We start from the raw sequence: 16,039 nt of genomic DNA on the forward strand, positions 1-16,039 counted from the left end.
CGGAACGACCGGACGCACACGATCCGGCCGGTCCGCGGATGGTAGCAACAGCCCGTCAGGAGCCTTCGCCCGCCCGTGCCGCGGGCTCAGGCGATGCGGCGGACGCGCCGGATGGCGAGCGCGACGAGCAGGGCGGTCAGGGCGAGGAAGATCCCGGTCTCGATGGTCTGGAAGGTCCAGAAGCGGTCGGCCGGCTGGTACTCCAGCCAGTTGGTGTAGGGGCCGGGGCCGTAGCCGTCCCGGGCGAGGCCGGCCAGGCACTGGGTGACGCCTTCGCCGCCTCCGCAGCTGATCCGGGCGTCGGGGATGACGAGGGCGCCGGTGCCGTTGCGCACGCCCTCCTGGTAGACCCACGAGCCGGCGAAGCGGTTGACCATGGCCGGACCGTCGACCGCGTAGGCGAGCGTCTCGGTCGGCATGAAGGAGGGGCGGGCGAGCAGTTCGACCAGGGCCCGGACGGCGATGAACGCGGCGAGCGAGATGCCCATCGCGGGCAGCACCCGGCGGCTGAGCGTGCCGGTCAGGATGCCGAGCGCGACCGCGAACAGGGTGTACCCGATCGGCGCGGTGCCCTGGACGTCGAAGACCAGGAAGCGGAAGCGGCCGAGGCCGTTGGCGGTGAGCGGCCCGAGCCACCAGGCGGAGCCGAGCGCGTAGCCGACGGACAGCACCAGCGCGACCGCGCCGACCAGGCCGAACTTGGTGAGGATCCAGCGCCGGCGGCTGATGCCCTGGGTCCAGACCAGCCGGTGGGTCCCGTTCTCGACCTCCCGGGCGACCAGCGGGGCGCCGAGGAAGACTCCGGCCAGGACCGGCAGCAGGACGAGGAGGATGGCCAGGTAGGTGGTCGTTTCGTACTTGCTCTTGAAGCGCTGGCTCAGCGCCTCGCAGCCGCCGCCGTCGACGAGTTCGGCGTGACCGAGGGCCCGCAGACAGGCGCCGAGGCCGGAGTCCTCGAAGGACGAGCGCATGGCCAGCCCGGTGGGCACGAGGACGGCGGCGAGCGCGGCGAGGGCCACGGCCGTCCACAGGGCCTGCTTGCGGTGCTGGCGCCAGGTCAGCCAGATCACGCGGCCACCTCCGGGAGCGCGGCGGTGCCGGGAGCACCGAGGTGGGCGAGGAGGAGGTCCTCCAGGGTGACGTCGTGCACGGTCCAGCGGCTCTCGTCCACCGGGCCGTCGGTGCGCACCAGCAGGGTGGACTGCCGTTCGGTGTGGCTGGCCCGGATCACCGCGGCCACCCCGGGGACGGCGGCGCCCTCGGCGATCCTCGGGCCGACCAGCCGGCAGTGCGACGCGAGCAGGTCGTCGACGGGCCCGACCAGTTGGGCCCGGGAGGTGTGCAGCAGTACGAGGTGGTCGCAGACCCGTTCGAGGTCGGCGAGCAGGTGGGAGGAGAGCAGGACGGTGGTCCCGTACTCGCCCACCGCGCCCATCAGGGCCTGCATGAACTCGTGCCGGGCCAGCGGGTCCAGCGCCGCCACCGGCTCGTCGAGCAGGAGCAGCCGGGGCCGCTTGGCGAGCGCCAGCGCGAGCGCCACCTGGGCGCGCTGGCCGCCGGAGAGCCTTCCGGCGGGCTTGTCGAGCGGGATGCCGAGCCGGGTGAGCCGGTCGCGGGCGACCGGTCCGTCCCAGCCCCGGGGGTTGAGCCGCCGGCCCATGGTGATCAGCTCGGTGGCGGTGAAGTCGGGGTAGAGCGGGGTGTCCTGGGCGACGAAGCCGAGGTCGGCCAGGGCGTCGCGGTCGTGGCGCGGGTCCCGTCCGAAGACGCGGACCTGCCCGGCGTCGGGCCGTAACAGGCCGACGGCGAGGTGGAGCAGGGTGGACTTGCCGGCGCCGTTGGGGCCGACGAGGGCGGCGATCCGCCCGGCGGGCAGCTCCAGCGAGCAGTCCTGGAGTGCCCAGGTCTGCCCGTAGCGCTTGCCCAGCGCCTCGGTGCGCAGAGCGACTTCCGTCATGTGTGTTCCCCCAAGATGACTGTCAGACCGGCCCGGTCCCGTTGGTGGGCGGCCGGTCGGGCGTGGCCCGCAGAGTGGTGTCGACGAGCGCGGCGATGTCCTCGCGGGTGAGCCCGGCGGCCTGCGCCCTGCCCAGCCAGGCCACCAACTCCTCGCGCAGCGCGGCCTGGTGGGCCAGGGCCGGGCCGGCCAGGGTGCGGACCAGGAACGTCCCCACCCCGGGCCGGCCCTCGGCGAGCCCCTCCAGCTCCAGCTCCCGGTAGGCCTTGAGCACGGTGTTGGGGTTGATCGCCAGGGCCTGGGCCACGTCCCGCACCTTGGGGAGCCGGTCCCCGGGCTGCGCCAGTCCGACCCGCAGCGCCTGCTTCACCTGCAGGACCAGCTGCATGTACGTGGCCACCCGTGAGCGGCCGTCGAGCACGAACTCGATCACCAGTTGTTCTCCTGTCTTACGACAGTAAGACAGGATAGGCGCGGGTGAGTCAAGTGGCGAAACGGAACGATGAATTGACGGGAAGCCGGGGGAGCGCGGATCAGGCCAGCGTCAGGGTGTCGCCGACGGCGAGGCGGCCGGGGGCGGCGACCCCGGCGAGGGCGTCCAGCCGGCCGTCGTGGAACTGGACGAGGGCCTTGAGGATCTCCGGCGCGTGCGGCAGGCCGGGCTGGGCGGCGGTGGTCATCGCGCAGCGCTCGCTGGAGCGGACGAAGGCGAGCCGGGCGCCTGAGCGCGCGGAGCCGTGCGCCTCGCGCCCGAACCAGGTGTCCTCGGTGAACGGCGGGGTGCCCGGCGCGGTGCGCAGCAGGACGTTCGGGCGGAACCGGCGGACGTCCACCACGGCGGACGGCGCGGCCTCGGCGACCCAGTCCAGGGTGGCGGTGGTGAGCACGCTGACCGGGAGCTGGTCGAAGTGCGAGACGGCGTCCTCGCGGGCGAGTTCGACGTCCTCGCGCTGCAGGTAGGCGCGCAGGAAGGCGGCCGGGTCGAGGACCGGCCGGCCGAGCGGGTCGAACAGCTCGGGGCCGTCGAGCCGGTGGCCGAGCCGGGCGGAGAGGCGGAGCAGGCCGTCCATCCGCCGGAACCGGCGGGTGTTCTTGCCGGAGCCGAGCCTGCCGTCGCCGTCGCGCACGGCGTAGAGGCGGTCGCCCGCGAGCCCGCGGTCGTCCACCTCGACGGAGTCGAGCCGCTCGCCGCCGGTGGACTTCACGGGGTAGCGCCAGAGCTGCTCGATGACTCCGATGATCTCTGCCATGGCCGGACAGCGTACCGCCGCCCGCCGATGATGGTCTAGACCAAGTACCCGGCGTGGCAAGGCGTTCGTCCCCGGACGTTCACCCCAGCCGGGCGACCGCCCGCACCGGGGCCCCGTCCGCCGCCACCAGCCGCAGCGGGAAGAGCGACACCTCGACCGGCCGGCCCGCCTCCTGCGCGGCCAGCAGCGGCCGCAGGTCGGTCAGGTTCTCCGCGATCACCCCGCCGCCCGGCGCCCCGAGCAGCACCCGGTGCGCCGCCAGCGTCGGCTCCTCGGCGGCCGGCTGGTCGTGCTCGTCGGTGAGGTCGGCGAGCAGCGCGGCGACCGCCGGATCGCCCGGGCCCGGATCGGGGGTCGGGTCGACGCTGAGCGCGTCCACCCCGACGGTGCGCACCCCGGCGGCCACGATCGCCTCCGCGGCCCTCGCGGTCAGGCTCGGGTGGGCCAGGTAGGCGTCGGTGCCCCAGTGCCGCGCCCAGCCGGTGGCGAGCAGCAGGACGGTGCCCTCGCCGGCCCGCTCCAGCGCGGGCGCGAGCCGCTCGGCGGTGATCGCGGCCCGCGGTTCGAGGCCGCGCAGGTCGGCGACCACGGCCGGTCCGGTGAACCGCTCCAGCGGCAGGCCGTCCAGCGTCGGCCAGGTGACGTCGACGTGGTACGGCGCGTCCACGTGGGTGCCGGACTGCGAGCCGAGGTGCACGGCGAGCACGTTCACCCCGGCGGTGGCGGTGGTGAGGGCGGGCTCCAGGAGGACGGCCGGATCGCCGGGGTAGACCGGCATCGCGGTGGTCACCTGGTGGGTGAGGTCGACGAGGGTCGTGGCCATGCCGCCCATCCTCGCAGGGCGGGCCGGGGCGGAGTGAGGGGCCGAGTGGAGATAGAAAGTAGGCACTATGGAAAAGCCCGAACAGCCAGTGCGCCGCCCCTGGGTCGTCGGGGTCTCCGGCGCGTCCGGCACCCCGTACGCCGCCGCGGTGATCCGCGCCCTCCTCGCCGCGGGCGAGTCCGTCGACCTGGTGGTCAGCCGGGCCGCGCGGCTGACCATCCTGGACGAGACCGGCATCGCCTTCCGGGACGCGCACTGGCGGGCCGACCTGGCCACCTGGCTGGACGTCCCGGAGGACGGCCTGGAGGACGTCCGGTACTGGCCGGCGGGCGACTTCGCGGCCGGCCCGTCCAGCGGCTCGTACCCCGCGAAGGGGATGCTGGTGGTGCCCGCGACCACCGGCGCGGTGGCCGGGATCGCGCTCGGCCTCAGCAAGGACCTGCTGCAGCGGGTCGCCAGCGTCACCCTCAAGGAGCGGCGCCCGCTGGTCGTCTGCGTCCGCGAGACGCCACTCCACGGGGTGACGTTGAAGCACTTGGTGGAACTGGACGCGCAGGGCGCGGTCGTGCTCCCCGCCTCGCCCGGGTTCTACGCCGGCGGCTCCACCGTCGGCGAACTGGTCGGATTCGTCGCCGGACGGGTGCTGGACGCGGTCGGCGTGCCCCACACGCTGTACCGCCGTTGGGAGGGCGAGCTGGGCGCGGCGGCCCGCGGGGCCGAACGGTCGGCCTGAGGGGGAGTGAGATACCGCAGGACGGGAGAGTATGTTCTCTGCGATATCCGGGTTGGTCCGCGCACGGCGCCTTTGAATCCGGATAATGATCTGTGGGTCTGGTGAGGTTCGGAAGGACGCGGGACGGTATATGGACACGGTGGACAGACAGCTCATCCAGGCGCTGCGGGAGAACGGCCGCGCCTCCTACGCCGAGCTGGGCCGGTTGGTCGGCCTCTCCGGCCCGAGCGTCACGGACCGCATCAACCGCCTGGAGCAGGCCGGCGTCATCACCGGCTACCGCGCGACGGTCAACCCGGCCTCGCTCGGTTTCGGGGTCACGGCCCTGATCGGCCTCCAGCTGACCGACGCGGCGGACCACGAGGACGTGGCGTTCCGGCTGAAGGACCTCGGTGAGGTCGAGGACTGCTGGTTCATCGCCGGTGACGACTCGTACATGCTCAAGGTCCGGGTGCCGGACGTCGAGGGCCTGGAGTCGGTGGTGAAGCGGATCTCGGGCACGAAGGGCGTGGCCCGCACCCGGACGACCGTCGTACTCTCCACGAAGTGGGAGAGCCGGGTCAGTGAGCTGCCGCTCGCCGACGGCGAGTAACCAACGGTACGGACGGAACGCGGGGGAGTGGCGGTCATGGCACTGGTCGGTCTGGAGGAACTGCGCGCGGCCCGGCAGCGGATCGCGGGCGTCGCGGTGCGCACCCCGCTGGTCCCCGCCCCCTGGGCGGCGGACGGCGAGCGCCGGCTCTGGCTGAAGCCGGAGAACCTCCAGCCGACCGGGGCGTTCAAGACCCGCGGGGCGTACAACCGGCTCGCCGCGCTGAGCGGGGACGAGCGCGCCCGCGGCGTGGTCGCCCAGTCCAGCGGCAACCACGCGCAGGCGGTGGCGTACGCCGCGGGGCTGCTCGGGATCAAGGCCGTGATCGTGATGCCGGACACCTCGCCGGCGGTCAAGGTCGAGGCCACCCGCTCGTTCGGTGCCGAGGTGCTGCTGGTGTCGCCGCAGGAGCGCGACACGGTGCCCGCCGAGCTGGCCGAGCGGCACGGCTACGTCTGGGTGCCGCCGTACGACGACCCGTTCATCATCGCGGGCCAGGGCACGGTCGGCCTGGAGATCGCCGAGGACGCCCCGGCGGAGCTGGACACCGTGCTCGTCCCGGTCAGCGGCGGCGGGCTGATCGGCGGCACGGCGGCGGCGCTCAAGCTGACCCGCCCCGGTGTGCGGGTGGTCGGTGTCGAGCCCGAACTGGCCGCCGACGCCCAGGCCAGCCTGCGGGCCGGCGAGCGGATCGCCTGGCCGGTCGCCGACACCTACCGGACGATCGCCGACGGCCTGCGCACCCCCTCGGTGGGCGCGCTGCCGTACGAGCACCTCACCGCCTACGTGGACGACATCGTCACCGTCACCGAGGACGAGATCCGGGCCACCGTGGCGCTGCTGGCCCGGCGCGGGCGGATCGTCGCCGAGCCGTCCGGCGCGGTCGCCCCGGCCGCCTACTTCCACCGGGCCGCCGAGCTCGGCGGGCAGGCCGTGGCCGCCGTGGTGAGCGGCGGCAACATCGAGCCCTCGCTGCTGGCGGAGCTGCTCGCCGGCTGACCCGCGCGGGGCGGCTGCCCGCGAACCGCCCCCGGTGGGGGCGTACGCTCGTTCCGGCAAGGATTCGAAGTCGGAGGAGGCGGGGCACCGCATGGACGCAGGGCTCAAGCGCGAGCTGGAGGCGAAGGTCTACGCGGGTGAGCGGCTGACCCGGGAGGACGGGATCGCGCTCTACGGGAGCGACGACCTGGCATGGCTGGGCGGCCTCGCCCACCACGTGCGGACGCGGAAGAACGGCGACGTCGTCCACTTCAACGTCAACCGTCACCTCAACATGACCAACGTGTGCAACGCGTCCTGCGCGTACTGCTCGTTCCAGCGCAAGCCGGGCGAGAAGGACGCCTACACGATGCGCATCGAGGAGGCCGTCCGCCTGGCCAAGGCCATGGAGGTGGACTCCCTCACCGAGCTGCACATCGTCAACGGCCTGCACCCGACCCTGCCGTGGCGCTACTACCCGCGCTCGCTGCGGGAGCTGAAGGCGGCGCTGCCGAACGTCTCGCTCAAGGCCTTCACCGCCACCGAGATCCACTGGTTCGAGCGGATCAGCGGCCTGCCCGCCGACGAGATCCTCGACGAGCTGATCGACGCGGGCCTGGAGTCGCTGACCGGCGGTGGCGCGGAGATCTTCGACTGGGAGGTCCGCCAGCACATCGTCGACCACGACACCCACTGGGAGGACTGGTCGCGGATCCACCGGCTCGCCCACAGCAAGGGCCTCAAGACGCCGGCCACCATGCTGTACGGCCACATCGAGGAGCCCCGCCACCGGGTGGACCACGTGCTGCGGCTGCGTGAGCTGCAGGACGAGACCGGCGGCTTCCAGGTCTTCATCCCGCTGCGCTACCAGCACGACTTCCACGACTCCAAGGACGGCGTGGTGCGCAACAAGCTGATGGCGCGCACCGAGATGGCCACCGGCGCCGAGGCGCTGAAGACCTTCGCGGTCTCCCGGCTGCTCTTCGACAACGTGCCGCACGTCAAGGTCTTCTGGGTGATGCACGGCGTCACCACCGCGCAGCTGGCGCTCAGCCACGGCGCGGACGACATGGACGGCTCGGTGGTCGAGTACAAGATCACCCATGACGCGGACAACTTCGGCACCCCGAACAAGCTGAGCCGCGAGGACCTGCTCGGCCTGATCCGGGACGCCGGCTTCCGCCCGGTGGAGCGCAACACCCGCTACGAGATCATCCGCGAGTACGACGGCCCTGACCTGGCCCGCCGGGAGACCCCGCAGGCGATGCGCCTCTGACCACGGGCCGCCGCCCGGGCCCCCGGGGCCCGGGCGGCGGCTTCTTCACGGGGCCCGCACAGGCCCCCGGGTTTCGCAACCCGGCCTCCGTTTGGCAGGATCGGCCACATGTCCGGTTACCGTCGCACCTCCCCGTACCCGTCGTACGAGCCGGTGTACGAGGCGGTGTACGAGGCGCCGCAGCAGTCGTACGGCGCCCAGCAGCAGCCGTACGGCGGCGATCAGGAGTACGACGCCCCGCTGTACCAGGTGCAGGACCAGGGGCACGGAAACCACGACGGCGACGACGGGTACAACGCGTACGACGCGTACGACCAGCCGTTCCGGACCTCGCCCGCCGAGCCGGAGGCCCGGCCGCAGCCGGAGCCGGCGCCGCTGCCCCGGCAGCGCGCGGCCGCCGCCCCGGCCGGCGGCCGCGCGGCCGCCCGCGGGCACCGGCGCAAGCCCAAGAAGAAGCGCACCGGCCGCGTCGCCGTCGCCGGCACCGCGCTGCTGCTGGCGGCCGCCGCCGGCTGGTACACCGTCGGCGAGGACTCCGCCCGCCCCGGCGTGACCACCGCCGACGGCCCCGGCCCCGAGGGCGTCGGGACCCCCGACCGGCCGGCCGCGCAGCCGGTGGCCGACCAGGCCTCGCCGACCGCCCCGGCCGCCCAGGCCGCCGACGCCCGGCAGAGCGAGGTCCCCGCCGCCGGCCGCAGCGAGGCCCGCGCCGACGGCTCGGTCGAGGCGATCCCGGGCCTCGGTGCCGCTTTCGTCGGCCGGATACCCGCCGAGACCACCCAGGTGGTGCTGGCCAGCGGCGAGGGCAGGGACACCAACCGGGCCACCGTCACGCTGTGGAGCCGCACCGCCGAGGGCCGCTGGCTGGCCGGTGAGAGCTGGCAGGGCCACAACGCGTTCAAGGGCTGGACCACCGATCACAACGAGGGCGACCTGCGCAGCCCGATCGGCGTCTTCTCGCTCACCGACGCCGGCGGACGCAAGGCCGATCCGGGCAGCAGGCTCCCCTACGACAAGGACGCCAACTTCGTGGTCTCCGGGACGGGCTTCGCCGGCGAGCAGCTGGCCGGCTCCTTCGACTACGTCGTCGCGATCAACTACAACCGGGTGCCCGGCAACTCCCCGCTCGACCCGCGCCGCCCGAACGGCTCGACCAAGGGCGGCGGGATCTGGATCCACGTCGACCACGGCGGTCCGACGCACGGCTGCGTCTCCATCCCGGAGGACAAGATGGCGCAGCTGATCCGGACCCTGGACCCGGCCGCCCACCCGGTGATCGTGATGGGCGACGCCCCTTCGCTGGCCGCCTGACCGGCCGATCGGGCACGATCACCTCCCCGCGGTCCGATTCCGCGCGGGGCCGGAACCCGTCTGCCGCAACGGTCCTTGTCGGCCTCCTACAGCTTCACGGCGCGGATCCTGTAGCCGGGCGCGAGCGGCTGACCAGCGGGTAACCGGGTTGAGTGGCAGTATGAGCGGTTCGCGCATCGTGGCACTCGGCCACTACCAGCCCCCCAAGGTCCTCACCAACGACGACCTGGCGAAGCTGGTCGACACCGACGACGAGTGGATCCGCAGCCGGGTGGGCATCCGGACGCGGCACATCGCGGAGGGCGAGACCGTCGTCGACCTCGCCGCAGAGGCGGCGCAGAAGGCGCTGGCCAACAGCGGCCGGACGGCGTCCGACGTCGACCTGGTCGTGGTCGCCACCTGCACCGCCGTGGAGCGCAGCCCCAATACGGCGGCGGCCGTCGCCGCCCGGCTCGGGGTGCGCTCGCCGGCCGCCTACGACATCAACACGGTCTGTTCGGGCTTCTCCTACGCGCTGGCCACCGCCGACCACGCGATCCGCGCCGGAGCGGCCCGTACGGCCCTGGTGATCGGCGCGGAGCGGATGTCGGACACCCTCGACTGGACGGACCGCTCCACCTGCGTGATCTTCGGCGACGGCGCCGGCGCGGCGCTGGTCGAGGCCCAGGAGGACGGCGCCGAGCCGGGGATCGGGCCGGTGGTCTGGGGCTCGGAGCCGGAGCGCGGCGACGCCGTGGTGATCACCGGCTGGGACCCGGTGATCAGCCAGCAGGGCCAGTCGGTCTTCCGCTGGGCGACCACCCAGATCGCCCCGCTGGCCCGGCAGGCCTGCGAGCGGGCCGGGATCGACCCGTCCGAGCTGAAGGGCTTCGTGCCGCACCAGGCCAATCTGCGGATCATCGACGCGATCGCGTCCCGGCTCGGGGTCACCGACGCGGTGGTGGCCCGGGACGTGGTGGACTCCGGCAACACCTCGGCGGCCTCCGTCCCGCTGGCCTTCTCCAAGCTGGTCGAGCGCGGCGAGCTGGCGCCCGGCGACCCGGTGCTGCTGTTCGGCTTCGGCGGCGGCCTCGCCTACGCCGGCCAGGTCGTCCGCTGCCCGTGAGCCCCGGCTGAGGCCGCTGTGGCCCCTTTCCGACAGACATGCCTGTGGGCGGTCACCCTCGAAGGGTGACCGCCCACAGGCATGTCGTGGCGCGCAGCGGACCGCCGGCGGACCTCCCCCGAGGACACGGCCGCCGTCCGTCGTACCCCGGACAGGAGGCCGGGGCGCGCGCGAAGCGGAAGATGGGTCGTAGCGGAACGGTCTACTTGGGCGCCTTCTTGCCGGTGACGCCCAGGTACACCAGGGGAGCGAGGTTGGGCTTGAGGTCCTTGACCTTGACGCCCCAGGAGGTGAAGGCCTTCTGGTGCTCGGCCGCCGAGGCGAGCAGCGAGACCAGCGATCCGGCGACCGCGGCCGGGTCCAGCGATTTGTCGGCCTGGCCCTTCGCCTGGAGTTCCTTGACGGCCTCCGTGAGCGGCTTGGCGACGGCGTTGAGGACGGTCATGCGGATCTTGAAGAACCGCTTGTCCCCTTCGGCGGCACCGAGCGTGACCACACGGAGAATGGCGTCGTTCTTGCGCCAGAAGGCGAGGAATCCGTCGACCAGTTCTTCCGAAGTGGCCGTGCCGGACTTCCCTGCCCAGGACTTTCCGGCCACCAGCTCTTTGAGCGTGTCGGCGTCCTTGGCCATTTCCTCGGCGATTTCGAGGACGGCGCCCTCGACATCCGGGAAGTACTGGTAGAAGGTCGCGGGGGAGGTACCCGCCATACGGGCGACGTCGATGACCTTGACGTCCCGATAGGGCGACGTGCTGAGCATCTCGCGGAGGCAGTCGAGCAGCTTCTGCCGCGTCTCCTGTCCGCGTCGCCCGGCGACGCGACCGTCGACGGTGCGAACTTGTCCTGTCATGCCGTCAGCTTACCGTGGCCCGATCTTGGCGCGATTCGGTGATGTGACAATTACTCCGCACGGGGGTTGGTATAGCCGTCCGGAGCCCTTCGGAGGGATATTTCCGGGCCTCCGCGGCCCTCCTTGACGCCCCCCCGTATACCCGCGACGCCACAGGGTGACGACCCCTTCGCTGAGGGGTTATCGAGTAACGGAGCGTGACGACCCAATCGGTGGTGTGAGCTGCCCCTCGCTGCACTCCCGGGCGTGTCGGGTGCAAGCCGGTGCCGGAGCGGACGTCAGAATCCGGCCGTTCCGGAGCCGCTGACCGGCCGGTGGAGCCGGGAAGGGGCCGGACGGCGCTGTGGGCGGGGGAGGTTGGAGATGGGCCGGGCGGCATTGGAGAATCGGGTCCGGCACCACGCGGTGGGTGCTCGGCACCACGCGGGCGGTGCTCAAGACGGGGAGGTGGCAGCGGGTGGACCAGCTGACGGCGCACGATCCGAGGCGGATCGGGCCCTTCGAGGTGCTGGGGCGGCTCGGGGCGGGCGGCATGGGCCTGGTCTACCTGGCGCGATCGCCCGCCGGACGGCGGGTGGCGATCAAGACCGTCCGGGGGGAGCTGGCCGAGGACGAGCTGTTCCGGGTCCGCTTCGCGCGCGAGATCGCGGCAGCCAAGACGGTCGGCGGCTTCTACACCGCGGCCGTGGTCGACGCGGACCCGGACGCCCGGGTGCCCTGGCTGGCCACCGCGTACGTGCCGGCGCCGTCCCTGGAGGACCTGGTCACCGAGTGCGGGCCGCTGCCGGTCGGGGCGGTGCGCTGGCTGGTGGCCGGCATCGCCGAGGCCCTGCAGTCGATCCACGCCGCCGGGCTGGTCCACCGCGACCTCAAGCCGTCCAACGTGCTGGTCGTCGAGGACGGCCCCCGGGTGATCGACTTCGGCATCGCCGCCGGCGTCTCCAGCACCCGGCTCACCATGACCAACGTCGCGGTCGGCACCCCGGCGTACATGTCGCCGGAGCAGGCCCGGGACAGCCGGGGCGTCACCGGCGCCAGCGACGTCTTCTCGCTCGGCTCGCTGCTGGTGTTCTGCGCCACCGGCCACCCGCCGTACCGGGGCGCCAACCCGGTGGAGACCGTCTTCCAGCTGCTGCGCGAGCAGCCCGACCTCTCCGGCCTGCCGCCGGAGCTGGTCGACCTGGTGCGCGCCTGCATGCGGCCGGCGTCCGAGCACCGGCCGACCCCGGAGCAGATCCAGGTCGAACTGGCCCCGCACCTGTTCTCCCGGGACGACGCCTCCGGCGAGGCCGGGGACTGGCTGCCGCCCGACGCGCTCGCCCTGATCGAGCGCAAGCGGGGCCGCCGCCAGCCGCCGCCCCTCCCGCCGCAGCCCGCGCCCCAGCCCGCCCCGCAGCCGGTCCCGGCGCCGCACCCGGGCCAGGACGACCCGCGCACCCGGGCGGTCGCCGGACACCCCCCGCCGCCCGCCGGGCCGGTGCACCACGCCCCGCCCGGGCCGGACACCGAGGCCGCCACCGAGAAGCTGGCCGCCCCCAGCCGGCACCGCCGGCCGGTCGCCGACGAGGGCGAGGAGGTGCGGCTGCCCGGCGCCTCGGTCCGGATAGGGCCGGGGCCGCGCGCCGAGCAGGCCGGCCCGGGCGCGCCGCCCGCCGAGACCGACTGGGTCCGGCGGATCACCCCGCCCCCGGCCCGCGCCGCCCGCTGGCGCCCCTGGCGGTTCCGGATGTCCAACGAGGTCTGGGGCACCCCGGTGGTCGCCGACGGCACCCTGTTCGTCTCCAGCTTCGAGGTGCACGCCCTGGACATCGCGTCCGGGCAGCGCCGCTACAAGACCCGGGACGTCGCCTGGGCGCTCGCGGTGGACGCCGGCCGGGTGCACGCGGCCGACGGCCCGCACCTGTACACGGTCGACGTCGCCGACGGCACCGAGCACTGGCGGCACTCGCTGGACGGCTGGGTGTACTCGCTGGACGCCGCCGAGGGCGTGCTCTGCTGCGGCGTGCGGGGCGGCGGCATCCAGCTGCGCGCGGCGGCCACCGGCGCCGAGCTGTGGCGCGCCGACGACGCCCAGCAGGACTTCGAGAACCCGCAGTCCGGCCCCGCCCTGGTGGGCGGCGCCGCGTACTACTACGGCGGCGGGCGGCTGCGCTGCGTGGACCCGCGCGGCGCAGGCCTGCGCTGGTCGGTCCCGGTCGGCGAGGACGTGCCCTCCCGCCCGGTCGAGCGCTCCGGCGTGCTGTACGTGACGGCCGGCACCCGGGTGTACGCGCTGGACGCGGCGAGCGGCGCCGAGCGCTGGCGGTTCGAGGCCCCGGTGGTGCTGTTCACCCCGCCGGCGCTGGACGCCGACGCCGTCTACGTCGCGGACTACCTCGGCACCGTGTACGCGCTGGACGCGGCCACCGGCCGGGACCGCTGGCGCGCGGTGACCGGCACCCGGCAGGGCGCCGAGCCGGTGGTGGTCGGGGACGGCATGGTGCTGGTCGGCAGCGGCGAGACGCTCTACGCCTTCGAGGCGGGCAGCGGCCGGGAGCGCTGGCGGTACACCGCGCGCGGCGAGATCGTCGGCTCCCCGGCGGTCGCCGACGGGCTGGTCCACCTCGGCAGCCGGGACCACTCGCTGCACACCGTGGACCTCGCCAGCGGCCAGCTGCGCTGGGAGCTCGGCACCAAGGGCGAGCTGACCGGCTCGCCGGTGGCGGTCGGCGGGAAGGTCTTCGTCGGCAGCAAGGACCGCTGCGTCTACGCGCTGGACGCCTTCTACGGCACCGCGGTGCCCTCGCACTGACCCGGGGCGGGGACGGCGGGGGCCCGTGGCCCCCGCCGCGGTCGCGCTACTTCCGGGCCTCCGGGTGGCGGCTGCACCAGCCCTCCCAGGCCGAGGCCACCATGGACTCGACGTCGTGCCCGGCGGTCCAGTCCAGCTCGCGGTGGATCAGCTCGGCCGAGGCGACCACCCGGGCCGGGTCGCCGGGTCGGCGCGGGGTGACCTCGGGGGTGGTGTCGTAGCCGGTGACCTTGCCGATCACGTCGAGCATCTCCCGGACGCTGACGCCCTCGCCGCGCCCGATGTTGAGGACCAGCGAGGTCTCCCCGGCCGGGTCGGCCGCCAGCCGCCGCGCGGCGGCCACGTGGGCCGAGGCGATGTCCGAGACGTGGATGAAGTCGCGGACGCAGGTGCCGTCCGGCGTGGGGTAGTCGGCGCCGAAGACCCGGGGGGCCTGACCGGCGGTGAGCCGCTCGAAGACCATCGGGATCAGGTTGAACACGCCCGCGTCGGAGAGTTCCGGCGAGGCGGCGCCGGCCACGTTGAAGTAGCGCAGCGCGACGGTGGACATCCCGTGGGCCTTGCCGGCCGCGGCCACCAGCCACTCGCCGGCCAGCTTGGTCTCGCCGTAGGGGCTCATCGGGGCGCACGGGGTCGACTCGGTCACCAGGTCGACGTCGGGCATGCCGTAGACGGCGGCGGAGGAGGAGAAGAGGAAGCGCTTGACGCCGCCCTCGGCCGCGGCCTCCAGGACGGTCTGGAGGCCGATCATGTTCTCCCGGTAGTACAGGAAGGGCTGCTCGACCGATTCGCCGACCTGCTTCTTGGCGGCGAAGTGCAGGATGCCCTCCACCCGGTGCTCGCGCACGGCCGCGTCCAGCGCGGCCCGGTCCAGGGTCGACCCCTCGACCAGGGCGACCCCCTCGGGCAGCCGGGTCCGGTCGCCGGTGCTCAGGTCGTCCAGAACGGCCACGCGCTCGCCCGCGTCGAGGAGCTGCTGAACGACGTGCCCGCCGATGTATCCGGCCCCGCCGGTGATCAACCAAGTCATGGGCGAATCCTAGGGTGCGGGGATCTCGCGGTGGTGTCGTGGGCGCGTCGGAGGCGGGGAACCGGACATTTCGGTGAAATGCTGACAAAGATCTCTGCGTCGCGTTCGAGCGGCCCGCCGTGGCCGCGCGCTGAGGAATCCGGAGGCCGTCACGGTGAACCGCAAGAAGGAGCCCACCCGTCCGATCCCGGCCGGACCGCGCCCGTCCGGGCCCGGGACCTCCGTGCGGCGGCTGCTCGCGCCGGGGGCCGCCGCCGTGCTGACCGCGCTCGCGCTGGCCGGGTGCAGCAGCGGCGCCTCCTCGGACACGTCGTCCGCGCGGGCGGACGGCTCGCCGACCGCCTCCGGTAGCGCCACCGCCCAGCCGGGCGGGGCCAACCAGCTCCAGTCCGACTACCAGCGGGTGATCAAGGACGTGCTGCCCTCGGTGGTGCAGATCACCACCGCGAGCGGCCTGGGCTCCGGGATCGTCTACGACGACAAGGGCGACATCGTCACCAACGCCCACGTGGTCGGCACCGCCACCACCTTCACCGTCACCCTGGCCGGCAGCACCAAGCCGCTGGACGCCGCCCTGGTCGCCAGCTACCCGGACTCCGACCTCGCGGTGATCAAGCTGGGCAGCCCGCCGGACGGCCTCAAGCCCGCGAAGTTCGGGGACTCCACCAAGGTCGACCTGGGCCAGATCACCCTCGCCATGGGCAGCCCGCTCGGGCTCTCCAGCAGCGTCACCCAGGGCATCGTCTCGGCCACCGGCCGGACCGTCACCGAGCCGAGCACCCAGGGCTCGCCGGGCGCCGTCATCGGCAACATGGTGCAGACCTCGGCCGCGATCAACCCCGGCAACAGCGGCGGCGCGCTGGTCAACCTGGACGGCCAGGTGATCGGCATCAACACGCTGGCCGCCACCGAGCCGCAGTCCGACGGCGCCGCCGCGCCGGGCATCGGCTTCGCCATCCCGGCGTCCACCGTGACCAGCATCGCCGACCAGCTGATCAAGGACGGCAAGGTCACCAACTCCGGCCGGGCCGCCCTCGGCATCACCGCCCGGACCTACTTCGACCAGAACTTCCGCCCGTCCGGCGCCGTGGTGGTCGCGGTCGCGCCGGGCGGCCCGGCCGACCAGGCGGGCCTGCAGGTCGGCGACGTGATCACGAAGATCGGCGACACCCCGGTCGACTCGCTGAACTCGCTCACCACCGCGCTGGCCTCGCTCGCGCCGGGCAGCAAGGTGACCGTCACCTACAACCGGGACGGTCAGAGCAGGACCGCCGACGTCACCCTCGGCACCCTGCAGACGCCGTAGGGCGTCTTCGGGGAGTTCCCCACCAGCCCCCGGACGG

15 protein-coding genes are annotated in these 16,039 nt (G+C 73.7%); 8 read left to right on the forward strand and 7 right to left on the reverse strand.

Annotation, left to right across the window (positions count from 1 at the left end; genetic code table 11):
- Positions 1 to 86: 86 nt before the first annotated feature.
- From ABT093_RS08165 to ABT093_RS08185, 5 genes are all read right to left on the reverse strand, one after another.
- Entirely contained in the window at positions 87 to 1,070 is a 984-nt protein-coding gene (locus ABT093_RS08165) for an ABC transporter permease (RefSeq protein WP_350561693.1), read from the reverse strand.
- Complete coding sequence (locus tag ABT093_RS08170; protein WP_350561695.1) at positions 1,067 to 1,957, reverse strand: ABC transporter ATP-binding protein; 891 nt, start codon at positions 1,955 to 1,957, stop codon at positions 1,067 to 1,069. The genes ABT093_RS08165 and ABT093_RS08170 overlap by 4 nt, the downstream gene beginning before the upstream one ends.
- 22 nt (positions 1,958 to 1,979) lie before the next feature.
- Entirely contained in the window at positions 1,980 to 2,390 is a 411-nt protein-coding gene (locus ABT093_RS08175; protein WP_350561697.1) for a GntR family transcriptional regulator, read from the reverse strand.
- 100 nt (positions 2,391 to 2,490) lie between these two features.
- Positions 2,491 to 3,207, reverse strand: a complete 717-nt coding sequence (locus tag ABT093_RS08180; RefSeq protein WP_350561699.1) for an MOSC domain-containing protein — start codon at positions 3,205 to 3,207, stop codon at positions 2,491 to 2,493.
- A gap of 79 nt (positions 3,208 to 3,286) precedes the next feature.
- On the reverse strand, positions 3,287 to 4,030 hold the full coding sequence (locus tag ABT093_RS08185; RefSeq protein ID WP_350561701.1) for a cyclase family protein: 744 nt from the start codon (positions 4,028 to 4,030) through the stop codon (positions 3,287 to 3,289).
- Positions 4,031 to 4,097: 67 nt separating this feature from the next.
- Here ABT093_RS08185 and ABT093_RS08190 point away from each other — a divergent pair, with 67 nt between their 5' ends.
- The 6 genes from ABT093_RS08190 (at position 4,098) to ABT093_RS08215 (ending at position 10,025) form a co-directional block, all read left to right on the forward strand.
- Entirely contained in the window at positions 4,098 to 4,763 is a 666-nt protein-coding gene (locus ABT093_RS08190; protein ID WP_350561703.1) for a UbiX family flavin prenyltransferase, read from the forward strand.
- A 130-nt stretch (positions 4,764 to 4,893) separates the two neighbouring features.
- Complete coding sequence (locus ABT093_RS08195; protein WP_350561705.1) at positions 4,894 to 5,355, forward strand: Lrp/AsnC family transcriptional regulator; 462 nt, start codon at positions 4,894 to 4,896, stop codon at positions 5,353 to 5,355.
- A gap of 36 nt (positions 5,356 to 5,391) precedes the next feature.
- A complete protein-coding gene (locus ABT093_RS08200; protein ID WP_350561707.1) occupies positions 5,392 to 6,354 on the forward strand; it encodes a threonine ammonia-lyase in 963 nt (320 codons plus the stop codon).
- A gap of 91 nt (positions 6,355 to 6,445) precedes the next feature.
- Complete coding sequence (mqnE, locus tag ABT093_RS08205) at positions 6,446 to 7,609, forward strand: aminofutalosine synthase MqnE (RefSeq protein WP_350561709.1); 1,164 nt, start codon at positions 6,446 to 6,448, stop codon at positions 7,607 to 7,609.
- Between the two features lie 108 nt (positions 7,610 to 7,717).
- Positions 7,718 to 8,920, forward strand: a complete 1,203-nt coding sequence (locus ABT093_RS08210; RefSeq protein WP_350561711.1) for a L,D-transpeptidase family protein — start codon at positions 7,718 to 7,720, stop codon at positions 8,918 to 8,920.
- Positions 8,921 to 9,080: 160 nt separating this feature from the next.
- Positions 9,081 to 10,025 (forward strand): beta-ketoacyl-ACP synthase III, encoded by a 945-nt coding sequence (locus ABT093_RS08215; RefSeq protein ID WP_350561713.1) that lies wholly within the window; start codon positions 9,081 to 9,083, stop codon positions 10,023 to 10,025.
- 202 nt (positions 10,026 to 10,227) lie between these two features.
- On the opposite strand, the gene ABT093_RS08220 is transcribed toward ABT093_RS08215, so the two are convergent.
- The gene (locus ABT093_RS08220) at positions 10,228 to 10,875 is read right to left on the reverse strand and encodes a TetR family transcriptional regulator (protein ID WP_266311629.1); all 648 of its coding nucleotides are present in this window, start codon (positions 10,873 to 10,875) and stop codon (positions 10,228 to 10,230) included.
- Between the two features lie 457 nt (positions 10,876 to 11,332).
- On the opposite strand from ABT093_RS08220, the gene ABT093_RS08225 reads away from it, so the two are divergent.
- Positions 11,333 to 13,666: an outer membrane protein assembly factor BamB family protein gene (locus tag ABT093_RS08225; RefSeq protein WP_350561957.1), complete on the forward strand. Its 2,334-nt coding sequence runs from the start codon at positions 11,333 to 11,335 to the stop codon at positions 13,664 to 13,666.
- Positions 13,667 to 13,712: 46 nt separating this feature from the next.
- Here ABT093_RS08225 and galE read toward each other — a convergent pair whose 3' ends face one another.
- The gene (gene galE / locus ABT093_RS08230) at positions 13,713 to 14,696 is read right to left on the reverse strand and encodes a UDP-glucose 4-epimerase GalE (RefSeq protein ID WP_350561715.1); all 984 of its coding nucleotides are present in this window, start codon (positions 14,694 to 14,696) and stop codon (positions 13,713 to 13,715) included.
- 184 nt (positions 14,697 to 14,880) lie between these two features.
- On the opposite strand from galE, the gene ABT093_RS08235 reads away from it, so the two are divergent.
- Positions 14,881 to 16,002: a S1C family serine protease gene (locus ABT093_RS08235; RefSeq protein WP_502884176.1), complete on the forward strand. Its 1,122-nt coding sequence runs from the start codon at positions 14,881 to 14,883 to the stop codon at positions 16,000 to 16,002.
- The last annotated feature ends 37 nt before the right edge of the window (positions 16,003 to 16,039 follow it).

The sequence above is a fragment of the Kitasatospora sp. NPDC002551 genome (assembly GCF_040296005.1).
Taxonomy (GTDB): domain Bacteria; phylum Actinomycetota; class Actinomycetes; order Streptomycetales; family Streptomycetaceae; genus Kitasatospora.